Origin of the sequence: Daejeonella sp., from assembly GCF_049655485.1 — a bacterium.
Taxonomy (GTDB): domain Bacteria; phylum Bacteroidota; class Bacteroidia; order Sphingobacteriales; family Sphingobacteriaceae; genus Daejeonella.
This window is the reverse complement of record NZ_JBASJU010000008.1, coordinates 1-17,580: the sequence shown is the minus strand read 5'-3', so window position 1 is coordinate 17,580 and position 17,580 is coordinate 1. Positions and strand designations below refer to the sequence as shown.

The window sequence follows — 17,580 nt, the reverse complement described above, 5'->3', positions numbered from 1 at the left end:
ATTTGGCATCAATTACAACAAAATTCAGATTGATTTCTCTGTCGCTTCTCATCCAACTTTAGGCTATTCCCCTCAAATTTCTTTAGGATATGAGTTTTAGGATAACCGCACTTTCTATTATCATTCTATTGCCGGGAATATGCTTCGGGCAGTCCGAGGATCGCGATCTCATTGATCAGATCATCGAATATATCGCAGAAAACGCGGTGGAAGATCATGATTATTCGGAGATAACAGAGCGGCTAATTTTTTACAAAAAACATCCGCTCGATATTAACGGAATTCAGAAGGAGCAGCTTCAGGAATTGGTTTTTATTTCCCCCATACAGATTACCAATCTCTTATTACATCTAAAAGAAAGCGGGCCATTCCTGAATGTATTGGAATTGCAGAGTATCCAGGGATTTGACAACGAAACTGTTCGTTGGCTGTCAAACTTTTTGGTAGTAAACCCGCCTGCATTGCTAAGTACTTTTTCATTTAACAAGTTAATTAGCCATGGTGATCATGATCTCATGATCAGGTTTGGCAGAATACTTCAAAAGCAACAAGGATTTCTTCCGTCAGACACTGGAAGCAAGGGATATGCTGGTTCGCCGGATCGAATTTTCGTTCGTTACCGGTTCAATTATATCAAAAGGATTTCTTTTTCCATGAATATGGACAAAGATGCAGGAGAGCCATTCATTAAAAATGGTGGAAAGGGATTTGATTTTTATTCAGCAAATATATCCTTAACGGGAGATAGGATGATGAGAAAACTCGTAGTTGGAGATTATGCCTTACAGTTCGGTCAAGGATTAACCATGTGGTCCGGATTAGGATTCGGTAAAGGTCTCGGTTTAACTACAGCGGCTAAGCAGGCATGGGGACTACGGCCATACAGCTCGGCTAACGAATCATTGTTTTTGAGGGGAGCGGCCGCTACATTTTCCCATAAGAAAATCTCCATTACACCTTTTTTGTCACACAGAAATCTAGACGCCGGTTTATCGGATGACAAGTCTGAAATAAATTCAATTTTTGTAAGTGGTCTGCACAGGACTGCCACTGAACAGATGAATAGGAGTTTAGTTCGACAACTTTTATATGGGATTAACTCAAGCTATTCCAACGATCATTTTACTGCAGGAGTCACAGTCTATAACACTGAATTTGATAAGCCACTTGCTGCAGGAACTTCACTTTATGAACGCTTTAATTTCAGAAAGCAATCTTTAACCAATGTTGGGTTTCATTATGCTTATACAATCCAGAATGCATATCTTTTTGGTGAAGCAGCACATAGCTTGTCATCAGGCAAAGCCTTCCTGAATGGATTAATGGCAAGCCTTTCATCCCAGGTATCTGCAGTTTTATTATACAGAAACTATGAACGGAACTATCATTCTTTTTTTAATGAAGGATTAGCCGAATCTACCACATCAGCTAATGAAAAAGGATTTTATACCGGTCTTAATATCAAAATTAACCCTAAATATGAATTTTCAGGCTTTTGCGACTTCTACCGGTTTCCCTGGCTAAAATTCCGCGTCGACGGGCCCTCTGCGGGATACGAATTAATGACGCAACTTAGTTACATTTTGAATAAGAAGTTTAAAGTTAACGGGAGGTACAGGGTACAATATAAAGAGGAAAATTCAGCTGATGTAAATTTATCCCGGGGACTAGAAACTATAGCGAAACAGAGCTTCAGAATAGAGCTCAACTATAGCGCAGGCAAGAGTTTCTCACTTCGCAACCGGGCGGAAATATCCACTTTTAGAAAAGGCCAATCGACCCGTGAAATTGGTTATCTCTGCTATCAGGATGTAATATATAATCCATTAAGTTCGAAATTTTCTGGCAATATGCGCTTTGCAATATTTGATACGCCGGGCTTTGATTCACGGATTTATGCCTATGAAAACGATGTTCTATATGGATATTCTATCCCAGCATATCAGGGAAAAGGACTTAGATTTTATCTAAACGGCCGATATACACTTTACAGGGGAGCGGATATATGGATAAGATATGCACTGTCAAGCTTTTTGGATCAGGATACCGTTGGTTCTGGATATGACATGATTTCAGGACATCAACGATCTGACATTAAGCTCCAGCTGAGATTGCAATTTTAATATGCTTTACAAGGGAGAAATACCTTTCGTAAGAATGATCGTTCCATTGATTATGGGGATCTCAGGGGGATATTTTTATTCCTGTGAGGCTTTATCCCGCTACGCCGTTTGTTTTGCCCTTATTAATCTGTTGGTTTTAACTTTCATGATATCTGTATATCGGAGATATTCGATTTACAGGTGGCGGTGGTTAACAGGACTATTAGTGCATGGCTTTATCCTGTCGGTAGGCTATTGGCTGACAGTTAATACCTCTGAACTATTTGATAAAACGCATTATAGATTTAACAGGGCAGATTTTTTATTAGTCGAAATTGAAAATGATCCTACCAACTCTGGCAGCATTTCCAGATTTGAAGGAAGAGTTAAAGGAACTTATTTAATTGAGGAAAAGAGCAAAGCAGGTGGCAAGATTATCATTTCGGTTCAGAATGATAGTGCGATAACTAGCATTTATAAATACGGTGATTTATTGCTATTTCCCGCTAATTACGACAGCATTAACCCGCCATACAACCCGGGTGAGTTTGATTATCAATCCTATTTAAGCGACCGGCAAATTTATCATCAAGTATTTCTCACATCAGATCAAATTTATCTTCTTGATCGAGCCCACGGCAATCCAATCATCTCATTTGCGTTGCAGCTCCGCAAAGAATTAATCCAGAAATTTCGTCATTATTTGCCTGATGAAAGTGCAGCTGCTTTTGCTTCTACTCTTGTCCTGGGATACCGCGCCGAGTTGAGTAAAGAGCTGATTGATGCCTATGCTAAAACCGGGACAATGCATGTGTTGTCAGTTTCCGGTATGCACGTGGGAATAGTATTTATGGTGCTAAACCTGATTCTAAAATTTATGGACAAAACTAGTAGTACACGGCTGATCCGCGCGGTACTGATAATTGCAGTCGTTTGGTTTTATGCACTACTAACAGGATTCTCAGCACCTGCCTGCCGCGCTGCGGTGATGTTGAGTTTTATCGTTTTGGGAAAGGCTTTAAATAAGCACCAGAACACTTATAACCTGATTGCGATTTCCGCGTTTTTGCTCCTTTTGTATAATCCATTTTACCTTGTCGATGCTGGATTTCAACTTTCATATCTCGCAGTTACGGGTATAGTGTTTTTTCATTCCCGGATATATCAGGCGATTACCATTAAAAATAAGATGTTAGACTATGTTTGGAGCTACAGTGCGCTGTCGATTGCTGCCCAGCTTGCAACTTTACCGATAAGTATTTATTACTTCCATCAGTTCCCCGTGTATTTTCTGTTTAGCAATTTGTTCATTGTGATCCCTGTATCTCTAATTATGTATGCCGGGATTCTTTTTATGTTCATACCCTTTCCCGAAATGCTTCATTATGGAGGAATAGTCCTAAACAAGCTAATCAATTTCACAAACAGCATTCTATACTATATCGAAAATCTTCCTTTTTCTACGCTGGATGGAATCTGGCTAACAGCTTTCGAGTGCACTTTGATATTTATAGTGATATTAAGTATTAGTTTCCGTTTGATGGAAGGTCGTAAAGTGCTGATGTTCCCTATCGGGATTTCCATTTTGATTCTTTCATTGAGCTTAATTGTAAACTGGAAAAGGAAATATGATCAGCATCACCTTATATTTTATAATCTGAGAAAGCATTCGGCAATTGCCTATCTCACTAAGGGGCAAAGTGTTATTGTCAGCGATGTCGAAAATTCTGATAAACTGGTGTCTTTTTCTATTTTGCCGGCGCTCAAGAGTAAGGGCTCACGAACCGAATTACTTTTTGAGGACAGTTTAAAATTCTCCGGGGAAACTTTCTTTGGGGAGAAAAACTTTTACCAGTTTGCTGGCTATAGAATATTTAAATGGGATAAAGAATTTGACGATGTGATTTTTACAGGAACTTTAAACGTTTCAGCAGTTCTAATCAGTGGAAGCCCGAAGGTGAGCCTGGAAGATATCCAATCCTGCCTGGACTTTAAGATTATTATTATCGAAGCCAATAACCCGGATTATAAAATCAAAAGGTGGGTTATTGACGCAAAAAAAAGGAAATTACCCTATTATGTTTTAAAGAAAAACCCTGCATTAATCGTTAACCTTTAGAATTTGCGGTATTTTTGAAGTACGTAAAACAACAGTCAATTGACAGAACTTGCCGAATATAAAACAGACAATCGCATCGCTTACATTACACTGAATCGTCCGGAAAAGCGAAACGCATTAAATCCTGAGCTCGTAAAATCGCTTACAAACCTTTTCTTAAAGGCTGGGAACGATGAAGAAGTTAAGGTTGTAGTTCTCAAAGCAGCTGGTGAGGTGTTCAGCGCCGGCGCCGACTTAGAATATCTGCAAACGCTGCAGAATAACTCTTCACAAGATAACCTCGAAGATACCGTCGCCTTAAAAAATCTATTTTATAGCATTTATACACTTCCCAAGCTCGTTATTGCCCAGGTTGAGGGCCATGCTATTGCAGGTGGATGCGGATTGGCTGCGGTATGTGATATTGTTTTTGCAGTGCCGGAAGCCAAGTTTGGTTATACTGAAGTTAAAATAGGATTTGTACCTGCCCTGGTAGCCTGCTTTTTGGTGAGGAAATTAGGTGAAGGCAGGGTCAGAGAATTATTGCTGAGCGGTGAGCTTATTGATGCAGTTAAAGCTTCCGATTACGGGCTGATCAATTTTGTGACAGATAAGATTTCCATTTCCAGCCAGGTGAGGACTTATGCAGAACGCGCTGCTGCCGGTGTTTCCGGAAACTCGCTTTCAATAACTAAACAACTTATTCAAAGTGCGCAGAACCTTAGTCTCGAGGAGAGCCTGGAAGAAGCTGTCCGGTTAAATGTTAAAACCCGCTCTTCCGCCGATTGTAAAAAGGGCATTGCTTCATTCCTTGGTAAGAAAAAATTGGAATGGTAATACAAACAGGATTGCATTTAATAGGTTTGACATAAAGGATAAAGTGAAATGCGAGCAAAAACCGGTGAAAATAAAACTTACGAAGTATTCCTTATTGGGGATACAGGGGATGTAAACCGTCATAAGCCCGATCGGGTACTCGAAACATTAAAATGCCATTTTGATGAGAATCAACACTCAGCCGTCGTTTTCCTTGGCGACAATATTTATCCACGCGGTCTTCCGCCGCAAAATAATATACTTTACAAGGATGCAGAGAACACTTTAATTGCCCATTATAATGCCTTAAAAGATTATCATGGGAAAGTTCTTTTTATTTCCGGTAATCACGACTGGAATAAGGGACGAAAGGATGGCTATGATTATATCCTCCGCCAGGAGAAATATTTAGAAAAATTATTTGGGCAGACCGTAATGTATCCTTCTCAGGGTTGTCCCGGACCAACGGAAATCAACGTCAACCCAAATGTTACGATAATTCTCATAAATACTCAATGGTGGCTGCAACCTGGGTTCAGGCCAATCGGGCAGGCCTACGGGTGTCGGGTTTCGTCAGAAGAGGAGTTTTTTGAACATCTTGAACAAATAATCGAAAAAAATAAAGACAAGAGGATTATCATTGCCGGACATGCTCCAGTATACAGTTATGCCATTCACGGGGGCCGTTATAAATTCAGTCACCATCTTTTCCCATTCACGATATATCATAAAAAGGCCTATGTGCCTTTGCCGCTTATTGGGTCGCTGCTTCCTATCTATAGGAAATATTTCGGCGCAAAAGAGGATATTGCTCACCCGCGTTACAGGCATCTGCGAAAGCGTCTGATTGAGATGTTTAAAACAAAAAAAGGCTTAATCTATGCAGCGGGCCATGAACACAACCTCCAGCACATTACAAAAAATGATAATCATTTTATTGTGAGCGGCGCGGGGTCAAAACTTAAGTACGTCCTGCAGGATGGCAAAAACCTAAAGTTCGGTATGAAAGCCAAAGGCTTCTTCAAGATCAAATTCGAAAACGACGGATCTGCTGTACTCTCCGCGTGGGTGGTTGACCATGTCTCAAAAAAGGGAATTATGGTGTATGAGCAGAATCTTGTTTAGAAATCCGCCGGTACCAGAACCGTCAATGCTTGCGGCATAACCGACATGTTTATTTCTTTTACTTTCCCTATCACTTCTCCATCTACCTGCAGGGTTGTTTTTCTGTTACTGATAACAGTTGCTTTTTCGCAGGAAATTATTTCCACATAATCCGAGGTATGCAAGCGTCCGATAAACATCTTCCAGGCAATCGATAACAATTGCACGCGCGGGAAGGGCTTTACTATGACTAATTCGAATTTTCCGTCATCCAGTTTGCCATGAGGATTTATAATAGCACCCGTGCCGTATTTCATCGCATTCGCAAAGGTTATTGAGACACCTTTCCGATTAATGACCTTGTCGTCATAAATGATGTGAAAACGATAGCTTTTAAGGAAGAACATCTCTCCAAAAAGATGTTTTGCATAAATAAGCTTACCGCGTTTCGGGTCTTTTTCAAATCGTTTAACTACCCGTGCATTTAACCCAACGTCTGCCAGGTGGATGCAGATTTCGTCGTTAATTTTGATAAGGTCAATTTTCTTTTTTTTGCCTTTGGAAAGCAATTCTAATGCATAATCTACATCAGCAATGTTCAACTCTTTGGCCATCCCGTTTGCAGATCCATAGGGGATAATCGCTAATGTCACTTTAGTATTTGAGACCAAACTTGCCACTAGTTTTACGGTGCCATCGCCTCCAGCAGCAGCGACAATGGAAGGGTCAAATCTTTTAATTGCTGTAGAAATCCCCGATTCGTCGTTTCCACTCATATTATAGATCTGGAAATCGAAATTTTGCGATTCTGCCTGTTCGGAGACAAGGTCTTTTAATGTATTGTCTCTTACTGATCCCGATTTAGGGTTGATTACAAATAAGACTTTAATTCGTGGTTTTGAGTTGGTCTGAGTCGGCGTCATTTTTAAAGCTGCTCTTTTACTTCAAGGAGAAACTGCTTTAACTTCTCTAACGAATCTATGACCTTTTGGTTTTCTTTTACTTCGCCTTTATTATTCCTTATGTAATCTTTCGCTCCCTGTAGGGTAAATCCTTTTTCTTTTACAAGGTTGAAGATGATCTTTAGATTTTCCACGTCGTCGGGAGTGAAAAGCCGGTTCCCTTTTTTGTTTTTCTTCGGCTGAAGAATTTCAAACTCGCGTTCATAAAACCTGATTTGGGATGCGTTGACGTCGAACATTTCCGTTACTTCTCCCATCGTATAGTAAAGTTTGTTTATGTCGCGTTCTTTATAAGGCATGAGATGGAAATTGGTGGCATAAAAGTAAGATTTATTTGGGAATAACCCTTTCAAACTTCTCGCTGCATCTGCTTATATTTGCCCCTATGACTACCAAAGAAATACGACAGGGATTTTTAGATTTTTTTAAGAGTAAAGGACACCAGATTGTTCCTTCGGCGCCGATCGTTGTAAAAAACGATCCAACACTGATGTTTACCAACGCCGGGATGAACCAGTTCAAGGATATATTTTTGGGTGAAGCCGCTGTGAAATATTCAAGGGTAGCCGATACCCAGCGTTGTCTTCGTGTTTCGGGTAAACATAATGATCTTGAAGAGGTTGGTATCGACACTTATCATCACACGATGTTTGAGATGCTTGGGAACTGGAGTTTCGGAGATTATTTCAAAAAAGAAGCAATAGCCTGGAGTTGGGAGCTACTAACTGAAGTTTATCAGATTCCAAAAGATCGTCTGTATGTTTCTGTTTTTGAAGGAGATGAAAAAGAGGGTTTGGTAAAAGACGAAGAGGCCTATAGTATCTGGAAGCAGTATATTGCCGAAAACCGAATCATATTAGGAAACAAAAAGGATAATTTTTGGGAAATGGGCGAAACCGGACCTTGCGGTCCGTGTTCAGAAATCCATGTTGATATGCGCCCGGATGAGGAGCGCATGAGAGTGGATGGCAAAACCTTAGTAAACCAGGACGACCCCCAGGTTATTGAGATTTGGAATAACGTTTTTATGCAGTTTAATCGCCTGAAGAACGGGACGCTGGAGAAGTTGCCTAATCAGCATGTAGATACTGGAATGGGCTTGGAACGGCTTGTTAGGGTGATTCAAAAGAGGAGTTCTAATTACGATACCGATGTTTTTCAACCCCTTATCCAGTTCATTGCTGGAAAATCGGGCATAGAATACGGCAGCGACGAGAAGACCGACATTGCCATGCGGGTTATGGCAGACCATATAAGGGCGATTTGTTTTTGCATTGCTGACGGCACATTGCCGTCAAATAATAAAGCCGGCTATGTAATCCGACGTATCCTACGCCGCGCTGTAAGATATTCTTACACCTTTTTGAATTTCAAAGAGCCATTTCTAAATCAGCTTGTGCCCATCCTGGCTGATCAATTTGACGGGGTTTTCCCGGAGTTGAAGAAGCAACAGGACTTTGTTCAGAAGGTTGTGCTGGAGGAGGAGAATTCGTTTTTGAGAACGCTGGCAACAGGTATACAGCGTTTCGAGCGTTTTGAAACATCTGACAAAATAATTAAGGGCGATTTTGCATTCGAATTATATGATACGTTTGGGTTCCCTATAGACCTTACCGAATTAATGGCGCGTGAGAAAGGGTGGACTGTAGACATGGAGTCATTTGAAATTGAACTTCAAAAACAAAAAAATCGCTCGCGTGCAGCAACTGCTGTAGATACTTCGGATTGGGTTATTGTTAACGAGGGTGATGAGGTCGAGTTTATCGGTTACGACGAACTGGAAACAGAGTGCAAGATCCTGAAATACCGTAAAGTAAGTGCAAAAGGAAAAGAACAATTTCAGCTTGTACTTAGCCGGACACCATTTTACGCAGAAAGCGGCGGGCAAGCTGGAGATACAGGGAAGCTGGAAGATTCTTCTCGCTTGTTTGAGTATGAAATTACAGATACTAAAAAGGAAAATGGATTGATTATCCATTTTGTAGATAATTTGCCGGAAGAGCTCGGAGGTAAGTTCTGGGCCATGGTTGACCCGTCAAAGCGCCACCCTTCTGAGAGTAACCACTCGGCGACCCATTTGCTCCATGCAGCGCTGAAACAGGTTCTTGGAGGTCATGTCAATCAGAAAGGCTCGCTGGTCAATGCTGATTACCTCCGATTTGATTTCTCCCACTTTTCGAAAGTTACAGCAGGAGAACTGGCTGAAATAGAGGCAATCGTTAATTCTAAAATCCGTGCAAACATACCTTTGAAAGAAGAGCGTTCGGTGCCATATCAGGAAGCAATTGATTCAGGAGTAACCGCTCTTTTTGGGGAGAAATACGGAGACTTCGTGCGTGTGATCACCTTTGACGAGCAGTTTTCAAAGGAGCTTTGCGGCGGAACTCACGTCAAAGCAAGCGGGCAAATCGGATATTTTAAGATCGTTTCTGAAAGTGCAGTTGCCGCCGGTGTCCGTAGGATTGAGGCAATTACCGGTGAGCGGTCAGAGCATCATTTTAATGAGCAGTTCGCACAGATAACTGCACTCAAAGAACTACTTAAAAATCCAAAAAACCTGCACCGGAGTGTCGAAGCTTTGATAGAAGAGAATAATCGACTTAAAAAGGAGATTGAAAAGAATATTTTGGAGCGCTCAGCCGGCCTGAAACATGAGCTGGCAAAACTCGCTGAAAATATAAATGGGATAAATTTTCTTGCTCAAAGAGTCGAATTGCCAAACGCCGACGCAATAAAGAATCTCGCCTATGCTGTTAAAGATATCCTCGATAACGTTTTCCTGGTGTTTGCTGCCGAAATTGACGGAAAACCAAGTCTCACAGTGATGATATCTGAGAATCTGGTGAAAGAAAGAAACCTGAATGCAGGAAATATCGTACGTGAATTGGCCAGGGAGATACAAGGCGGTGGCGGCGGGCAGGCTTTCTTTGCGACTGCGGGAGGTAAAGATGCGAATGGAATAGCGGGTGCTTTGGCGAAGGCGAGGAGCTTTATTTAATGGAGAGTTGAGAATGGAGAGTTGAGAATGGAGAGTTGAAAACGTGGATTGGCGAAAAGCTTTACCGGGCAGTTTTAATTCTCAACACTCCATTCTCCATTCTCAATTTATTACATTTGCATTAATGACGAGTATTTCAGATACTATTAAAGAAAAATACGAACTAGTCGTCGGGCTTGAAGTGCACGTGCAGCTATCTACTCTGAGTAAGATATTTTCCACAGACTCAGCCGGCTTCGGTGGCGGCCCTAATGAACATATAAGCCCGGTTAGTTTAGGGCTTCCCGGAACCCTTCCTAAACTAAATAAAAAGGTTGTTGAGTATGCAGTCAAAATGGGTTTGGCTACTAAGTGCCAAATAAATACCCATACCCATTTCGACCGTAAGAATTACTTCTACGCTGATCTTCCAAAGGGATTTCAGACCACTCAGGATAGTGAGCCCATTTGCAAATCAGGTTATATTGATGTCGAATCTGGAGAAATAACTAAATCCCGGATCAGGATACACCGAATCCATATGGAAGATGATGCAGGCAAAAGTATGCATGACCAGGACGAAACAGAATCACTGATTGATTTAAACCGGGCAGGAGTTCCACTTATTGAAATTGTGTCAGAGCCCGACATCCGGTCGGGTGCTGAAGCTGCCGCATACCTTAATGAGATCAGAAAACTCGTGAAATACCTCGATATCTGCGATGGGAATATGGAGGAGGGAAGCATACGCTGCGATGCCAATATTTCTGTTCGCCTGCGCGGATCGACTAAATATGGAAACCGTTGTGAGGTGAAAAACCTTAATTCGATACGCAACTTACAGCGAGCTATTGATTATGAATTCGAACGTCAAGTCGGCGTGATCGAAGCTGGTGGTTATGTTGACCAAAATACACTTAACTTCGACGCTGATAGCGGCAGCACTAGCCCGTTGCGAAGCAAAGAAATGGCGAATGATTACCGTTATTTCCCTGAACCGGATCTGCCTCCTTTAGTTCTAAGTGAACAGTATATCAAGGAGATAGCAGCATCCATACCAGAACTTCCTGCGGAGAAAATACGGCGTTATACCGATGAGCTTGGCTTATCTTCCTATGATGCAGCCCTTGTATCTTCTGAGAAGGAAATCGCCGGGTATTTCGATATATTAGTATCTCATACAAATAATTATAAGTCGGCTGCAAATTGGCTGAACGGACCTGTAAAATCCTATTTAAATGAGCAGAATAAAACCATATCTCAATTTAACCTACAGCCTGCCGAACTTTCGGGGCTGATTGCTTTGATCGATACGGGGAAGTTAAACTACTCTGTCGCTGCACAAAAAGTCTTTCCTGAAATGATCTTAAAGCCAGGAAAGTCGGCTGAAACGATTGCATTAGGTCTCGAAGTCTTAATTGACACCGGAGCTGATGAACTTAGTAGTATTATTGAAGAGGTGCTGGGTAATTATCCCGATAAGGTCAAAGAATATCAGAATGGAAAAAAGGGTGTCCTGGGCCTGTTCATGGGAGATATAATGAAAAAGTCGAAGGGAAAGATTAATCCCCAGACTGCAAGTAAATTAGTAGTAGAAAAATTAGAAAATAAAACGTGAAGAAATTAATATTTGGAGCCTTTATGGCTATGCTAGTTGCAGCATCCTGCAAAAATAATGATGAGCTGAGTATTTCAGGGACGGTGGAAAATCCGGGCGAGATAAAAAAGGTTTTATTGTTTGAGACCGACTCGCTTGTAGATTCGGCTTTTTTAAATGAAGAGAACCAGTTTAAATTCAGGAGAGTTGCGCCTGAAGCAAATTTTTACACCCTTGTTATCGGTGAAAAGAACTTCCTGATCATTGGTGAAAATGGTGATGAGATCAGCCTTAAAACGAATTATACTGATACAACGAATACCTACAGTATCGACGGTTCCGAAGAGTCGGCTAAGGTGCAAAACATCAATAAGATCCAGAACGACTACGGGAAAATCTATCAAAAACTTCAGTCTGACTATTCGGATGCAGTGACGGCAAATCCTGCAAAGAAGGATTCTATATTCAATGTTTTGATGCCTGAATTTCAGACTAACATGGATAAATATTCCGAGACAGTTTTCAAATTTGTGCAAGACAATAAAGATAACCTTGCCGGATTTTATGCGGCCGGTACCATCGACCAGATTAAATATGAGCTGGAACTGATCAAATATGCAGAGGAGATTAAATCGAAATTTCCTAACAATAAGGCTGTGCAGGCCTTTGTCACAAAAATGGAAGGCTTGAAAGTAGTGTCTGTTGGGCAGCCTGCTCCGGATTTCGTCCTGAATAACCCTGATGGGGTTCCGATCAAGTTATCCGAATATAAAGGAAAATATGTGTTGCTAGATTTCTGGGCTTCCTGGTGCGCGCCCTGCAGAGAAGAGAATCCTAATATCGTAAAAACGCATAAGGAGTATGCCGCCAAAGGTTTTGACGTGCTGGGAGTCTCTCTTGATGACAATAAAGAAGACTGGGTTAGGGCAATTCGTTCTGACAATCTTAATTGGAAACATGTGTCCGATCTGAAGCGATGGGATAGTGAAATTGCAGCCTTATACAAGGTTGACGGGATTCCGGCTTCGTTCATAATCGACCCTCAGGGAAAGATCGTGGCGAAGAATTTAAGAGGAGATGCGCTCGGAAAATATCTTGCTGAAACATTGAAATAAGTTCAATAAATTGTTAAGCGCTTCGGTTCCTTTACAATTTCTTAATGATGGCTTAACCATATTATGTAATTAACAGCTTACTTTTATAAAAAATAACCCGTCTATGAGTATAGCTAAGCATAAGATCCTGATTGTCGATGATGAACCTGATATCCGGGAACTTATAGAGTACAATCTAAAAAAAGAGGGCTATCAGGTATACACAGCCAGCAACGGGCAGGAAGCCGTAGTTGAGGCTAAGCGTGTACTTCCGGATCTGATTATTCTCGATATTATGATGCCTAAGATGGATGGGATAGAGGCTTGTCGTATCCTGAGAACAATGCATGAATTTAAAAATACGTTCATGGTTTTTCTGACTGCACGGAGCGAAGAATATTCTGAAATAGCGGGTTTTAATGTGGGTGCTGATGATTATATCGCTAAACCCATTAAGCCAAGGGCTCTTACCAGTCGTGTGAATGCTATCTTAAGACGGAATGTACAGACTGAAGCAGAGGAAGAGAATAAATTGGAAATAGCCGACCTGGTAATTGATCGTGAGGCATTTCTGGTATTCCGTAAAGGTGAAAGAATTACCCTGGCGAAAAAGGAGTTTGAATTGTTGTATCTGTTAGCGTCTAAGCCGGGCAAAGTATATACCCGGGATGTGATATTGAAAAATATTTGGGAAGAATCGGTAGTTGTAACAAATCGGACGATCGACGTGCATATCCGTAAACTGCGCGAAAAGTTGGGTGAGGGGTATGTGAGTACGGTTAAAGGCGTGGGGTATAAGTTTGAAGCTAAATAAAGATTTAAGGTCAAACCTTAGTTCATTCCCCTTAAAGCGACAAATTTCCCTAACTTTACAGCCTGTTCATTAATTTTGTGCCTGTGAAGTTTCCTAAATTCCAAGACCTTATTCTTTTCGAGAATGACAACCTTATCGTTGTTAATAAGCCTGCTTTTCTAAGCTCTCTTGATGACCGTGAAGGCGGTGAAATCAACCTGCTCCGTCTGGCGAAAAGCTATTCAGATGATGCCCAAATTTGCCACAGGCTTGACAGGGAAACTTCCGGGGCGCTCATTATTGCGAAAAATCCTGAAACATATCGATTTGTTTCTATGCAGTTTGAACATCGCAAGGTGAATAAAGTTTATCATGCAGTAATAAATGGTACTCAGGTTTTTGAAGATTTGCATGTCGATTTGCCCATCTTAAACCTTGGCGGAAAAAATGTAGCAATCAACCGTCAGGAAGGAAAGCAGGCTGAAACAATATTCAACTCTATTAAATATTATAAGCATTACACGCTGGTAGAATGCCGTCCTGTAACTGGTAGGATGCACCAAATTAGAATCCACCTGGCTTCTCAGCGCGCAAATATTGCCGGTGATGAGATGTACGGCGGACAGCCTGTATTCTTATCGCAGATTAAGCGTGCATATCGAATAGGTAAAGATCAGGAAGAACTTCCGATAATGAAGCGTTTTGCTTTGCACGCGAAGCAGATCACGTTTAAGATCGATGAAAATACCGAAATGACTTTTGATGCGCCTTATCCTAAGGATTTTGCAACGCTGATCAAACTTCTGGATAAGTTCGACGCTTAGTTATTTGCCGGAACGGCTTCATAAAATGAAGCAACGGCTTCCCATTCCGGATCTGTTTCAAAGGTGTAAGATTCGAAACGTTTATTATCAGCTTTAAATTTGTTTAGAACTAAAACGGCCTTTTCCTGATCTTTTGGATTTATATAAAATATAATATCCCGGTAGCCTGTCATAGTAGTAGCCCCTACATGACAGAACGTAAACTCCGCACTCAGCGCCCGGATGATAGCAGTCTGTAGTTCATGGAAAGCAAGGTATTCATGCTCCGTTGGATGTTCGTTTTTATCTTTTTCCAGTGTGTTCACCTTGAGAAACAAACTCAGCGGGAACATGAATTTGTTTTTATAATCCTTATACTGTTTATTAATTACAGCCACGCATGGTTTGCCTTCGAATTCAAACTGGAGGGTAGTGAATGTGTCTTCAGGTTTTGAGAGAACTAATTGTTTCTGAGTGTCTGTTTCCTTAGTATTGGTCTGGGAGCAAGACACCAGGGGAAGCATAAACAATACAATAAAATATATATTTCTCATAAACTAAGCCGTTTTAATAGCCAAGTATTTTCAATACCTGCTTACTATTTTGCTCTTCACCAAATACCTCAAAATTAAACGTTTCATCGCGGTTACGCCTGATGATTACATGTTTGGGTGAGGGCAAGAGACAGTGATGAATACCACCGTATCCGCTCAATACCTCCTGGTATGCACCGGTATGAAAGAAACCCAGGTACTGTACCTTACGGGTTTTTGGCATGAACACGTTATTCATGTGTGCTTCCTGGCTATAATAATCCTGTCCATCGCAAGTGATCCCCCCGAGGTTGACCCGTTCATACTCAGAATCCCAGTTATTTACAGGAGCTAGTATGTATTTTTGATTAAGGGCCCATACATCCGGAAGGTTTGTAATGAACGATCCATCCAGCATCAGCCATTTCTCACGATCATTTTGCTGTTTACGGCCTAAAACTTTATATAATATCCCGGACGCTTCCGCAACGGTATATTTTCCGAATTCTGTAATGATATCTGGCTCAATAACATCGTGCTCAGCACAAATTTCTTTAATCCGTTTTACAATTTCGTTAACCATGTATTCATAGTCGAAATCGAAAACTAAGGAGTCTTTAAAAGGCATTCCCCCACCGATATCGAGGGTGTCCAGATCTGGGTTTATCTTTTTGAACTTACAATATAAGGTGACATATTTTTCAAGCTCATTCCAATAATATGGGGTATCTGAAATACCTGAGTTTATAAAGAAATGCAGTAGCTTAACCTTAAAGTTTGGGTTCTGGGCAATCTTATGATTGTAAAAATCAATGATGTCTTCCATCCGGATTCCCAATCGCGAAGTGTAGAATTGGGAGTCCGGCTGCTCTTCCGCTGCAATCCGCATTCCCAGGTTGCAGGGAATGTCTAGTTCATCATCGTAAATATTAAACTCTTCTTTATTATCTAAAACAGGTATGATATTTTTAAAACCATCATGAAGCATATCAATAAGATACTGCTTGTATTGGAAAGTTTTAAAACCGTTACAGATGACGGTTATATCCTTATTCAAGGCACCCTTTTTTTCCAATGCATCAATCATTGGCATGTCAAATGCCGAAGATGTCTCGAGGTGAATATCGTTTCGCAGAGCTTCTTCAACGATATGACGAAAATGAGAACTCTTCGTGCAATAGCAATATTTATAACTGCCTCTGTAGTTATTTTTAACAATAGCCCCTTGAAACAGAAGTTTCGCCTGCTGGATCTTCTTGCTTATTATAGGTAAATAGGTAAACCGTAAGGGCGAACCATAGGTTTCAATCATTTCCATAAGGTTTAAGTCGTGGAAATAAAGCTCATCATCGATGATGTCGAAACCGTCCTGAGGGAACCCAACGCTTAAATCAAGAAACTCCGCGTAACTCTGCATTTTTTTATAATTTTGGCAAAGATATAAAAAGCATATAGCATAGAACATACAGCAGCATGTAAAAAATTTACATCAGCCTTTGACATTTATTAACGGATAATGCGGGAACTAAGAATCATAGAAGTCAAGTCTGAAATCGGTGCAGGTACAAGAGGTGCCAGCTTAGGTAGTGATGCGATTAAAATAGCGGCACTGGACTTTGGCAGCCGGTTCTTTAAACAGCACAAAGTCATTGAAGTTCCAAATGAAAATCATTTATTACTCGAATCTTCGGGAAGTCCATATGCAAAGCGTATCTCAGGAGTCCTAACAATGACTGAGCGAATCTCGGACGAAGTTTGCAGAACTTTGCAGAATAAGGAGTTTCCGATACTGCTTTCCGGAGATCATAGCTGTTCCGCTGGCACAGTCTCAGGAATTCGAAAAGCTTTTCCGAAGTTAAAGGTTGGCGTTATCTGGGTTGATGCCCATTCAGATATTCATACGCCATATACGACGCCCTCGGGAAACATCCACGGAATGCCGATTGCAGTATTACTAGACGAAGATAATTTAGATTGCCGAGTCAATACACCGGATCAGGAAACATTAAATTACTGGTACCAATTAAAGAATATTGGAAATATTTCGCCTAAAATCACTTATCGTGATATCGTATATATTGCTTTAAGAGATTTCGAAAAAGAAGAAGAATACCTGCTGGAACAGAACAATGTTAAAATCTTCCCAATTTCAGTCATCCGTAAAGAGGGTGTTGAGAAAGTTGCAGATGCTACATTGGATTATCTGTCCGAATGCGATCTGATATATGTATCGTTCGACGTAGACTCGCTTGATCCGTCCCATTTGAAAGGAACCGGGACGCCTGTAGCGGGAGGGATGACGAAAGCTGAGGCAGATGCTTTGGTAGTTAAACTCGTGAGTGATAAAAGAGTCTGCTGTTTTGAAATTACAGAGGTTAATCCAACATTGGATAAGGATAACCTGATGTCTGAAAACGCTTTCGAAATTTTACGGCATGCGAGTGATGCAATAATTAATGTTTAGATAGGATAGGGCGATGCCCATTAGTATGGCTATAGAAGATAAAATAATTCAAAAAATTATAGAAGGTGTACAAGCTCTGTACGATACAGCTGTTGAAGAGGATAAGATTGTAATTCAGGAAACCCGGAAAGAGTTTGAAGGCCAGATTACCGTTGTAACCTTTCCATTTACACGATTCTCTAAAAAAACTCCCGAGCAGACCGGAGCAGACATTGGGGACTATCTGAAAACTCACCT

Annotated in this window: 14 protein-coding genes and 1 pseudogene; 11 read left to right on the top strand and 4 right to left on the bottom strand. The window is 41.0% G+C overall.

Features of this window, described 5'->3' with window-relative positions; genetic code table 11:
• Positions 1-89 precede the first annotated feature (89 nt).
• Genes WBJ10_RS00450 through WBJ10_RS00435 form a run of 4 tightly spaced genes read left to right on the top strand, consistent with a single transcriptional unit; the run spans position 90 to position 6,141 of the window.
• Positions 90-2,123, top strand: coding sequence for a hypothetical protein (locus WBJ10_RS00450; RefSeq protein WP_424287540.1), 2,034 nt, complete (start codon positions 90-92; stop codon positions 2,121-2,123).
• A gap of 1 nt (position 2,124) precedes the next feature.
• The gene (locus WBJ10_RS00445) at positions 2,125-4,221 is read left to right on the top strand and encodes a ComEC/Rec2 family competence protein (protein ID WP_424287538.1); all 2,097 of its coding nucleotides are present in this window, start codon (positions 2,125-2,127) and stop codon (positions 4,219-4,221) included.
• A 39-nt stretch (positions 4,222-4,260) separates the two neighbouring features.
• Positions 4,261-5,037: an enoyl-CoA hydratase/isomerase family protein gene (locus WBJ10_RS00440; RefSeq protein WP_424287537.1), complete on the top strand. Its 777-nt coding sequence runs from the start codon at positions 4,261-4,263 to the stop codon at positions 5,035-5,037.
• 48 nt (positions 5,038-5,085) lie between these two features.
• Complete coding sequence (locus tag WBJ10_RS00435) at positions 5,086-6,141, top strand: metallophosphoesterase (RefSeq protein WP_424287535.1); 1,056 nt, start codon at positions 5,086-5,088, stop codon at positions 6,139-6,141.
• Here the strand turns inward: WBJ10_RS00435 and WBJ10_RS00430 are convergent.
• Positions 6,138-7,043, bottom strand: a complete 906-nt coding sequence (locus tag WBJ10_RS00430; protein WP_424287533.1) for a diacylglycerol/lipid kinase family protein — start codon at positions 7,041-7,043, stop codon at positions 6,138-6,140. The two genes, WBJ10_RS00435 and WBJ10_RS00430, sit on opposite strands and share 4 nt — an antisense overlap.
• A 2-nt stretch (positions 7,044-7,045) precedes the next feature.
• Positions 7,046-7,381: a MerR family transcriptional regulator gene (locus WBJ10_RS00425; RefSeq protein WP_079701772.1), complete on the bottom strand. Its 336-nt coding sequence runs from the start codon at positions 7,379-7,381 to the stop codon at positions 7,046-7,048.
• Between the two features lie 86 nt (positions 7,382-7,467).
• Between WBJ10_RS00425 and alaS the strand changes: the two genes are divergently transcribed.
• The 5 genes from alaS to WBJ10_RS00400 all read left to right on the top strand — a co-directional run bounded on the left by alaS (position 7,468) and on the right by WBJ10_RS00400 (position 14,367).
• Positions 7,468-10,080 carry an alanine--tRNA ligase gene (gene alaS / locus WBJ10_RS00420; protein WP_424287530.1) on the top strand — a complete coding sequence of 871 codons (2,613 nt, stop codon included), beginning with the start codon at positions 7,468-7,470 and terminating at the stop codon, positions 10,078-10,080.
• Between the two features lie 43 nt (positions 10,081-10,123).
• Positions 10,124-11,677 (top strand): Asp-tRNA(Asn)/Glu-tRNA(Gln) amidotransferase subunit GatB, encoded by a 1,554-nt coding sequence (gatB, locus tag WBJ10_RS00415; RefSeq protein WP_424287529.1) that lies wholly within the window; start codon positions 10,124-10,126, stop codon positions 11,675-11,677.
• On the top strand, positions 11,674-12,771 hold the full coding sequence (locus tag WBJ10_RS00410; protein WP_424287527.1) for a redoxin domain-containing protein: 1,098 nt from the start codon (positions 11,674-11,676) through the stop codon (positions 12,769-12,771). The genes gatB and WBJ10_RS00410 overlap by 4 nt, the downstream gene beginning before the upstream one ends.
• Positions 12,772-12,874: 103 nt before the next feature.
• A complete protein-coding gene (locus WBJ10_RS00405; RefSeq protein ID WP_424287525.1) occupies positions 12,875-13,564 on the top strand; it encodes a response regulator transcription factor in 690 nt (229 codons plus the stop codon).
• A gap of 83 nt (positions 13,565-13,647) precedes the next feature.
• Positions 13,648-14,367 carry an RluA family pseudouridine synthase gene (locus tag WBJ10_RS00400; protein WP_424287523.1) on the top strand — a complete coding sequence of 240 codons (720 nt, stop codon included), beginning with the start codon at positions 13,648-13,650 and terminating at the stop codon, positions 14,365-14,367.
• On the opposite strand, the gene WBJ10_RS00395 is transcribed toward WBJ10_RS00400, so the two are convergent.
• Entirely contained in the window at positions 14,364-14,900 is a 537-nt protein-coding gene (locus tag WBJ10_RS00395; protein WP_424287521.1) for a DUF695 domain-containing protein, read from the bottom strand. The two genes, WBJ10_RS00400 and WBJ10_RS00395, sit on opposite strands and share 4 nt — an antisense overlap.
• A 13-nt stretch (positions 14,901-14,913) precedes the next feature.
• Entirely contained in the window at positions 14,914-16,296 is a 1,383-nt protein-coding gene (locus WBJ10_RS00390; RefSeq protein WP_424287519.1) for an arginine decarboxylase, read from the bottom strand.
• A 99-nt stretch (positions 16,297-16,395) separates the two neighbouring features.
• Between WBJ10_RS00390 and rocF the strand changes: the two genes are divergently transcribed.
• Together rocF and WBJ10_RS00380 are read left to right on the top strand one after the other, a co-directional pair.
• The gene (gene rocF / locus WBJ10_RS00385; protein WP_424287517.1) at positions 16,396-17,343 is read left to right on the top strand and encodes an arginase; all 948 of its coding nucleotides are present in this window, start codon (positions 16,396-16,398) and stop codon (positions 17,341-17,343) included.
• 25 nt (positions 17,344-17,368) lie between these two features.
• Positions 17,369-17,580: pseudogene (locus WBJ10_RS00380) on the top strand (arginine--tRNA ligase); the annotation flags it as partial.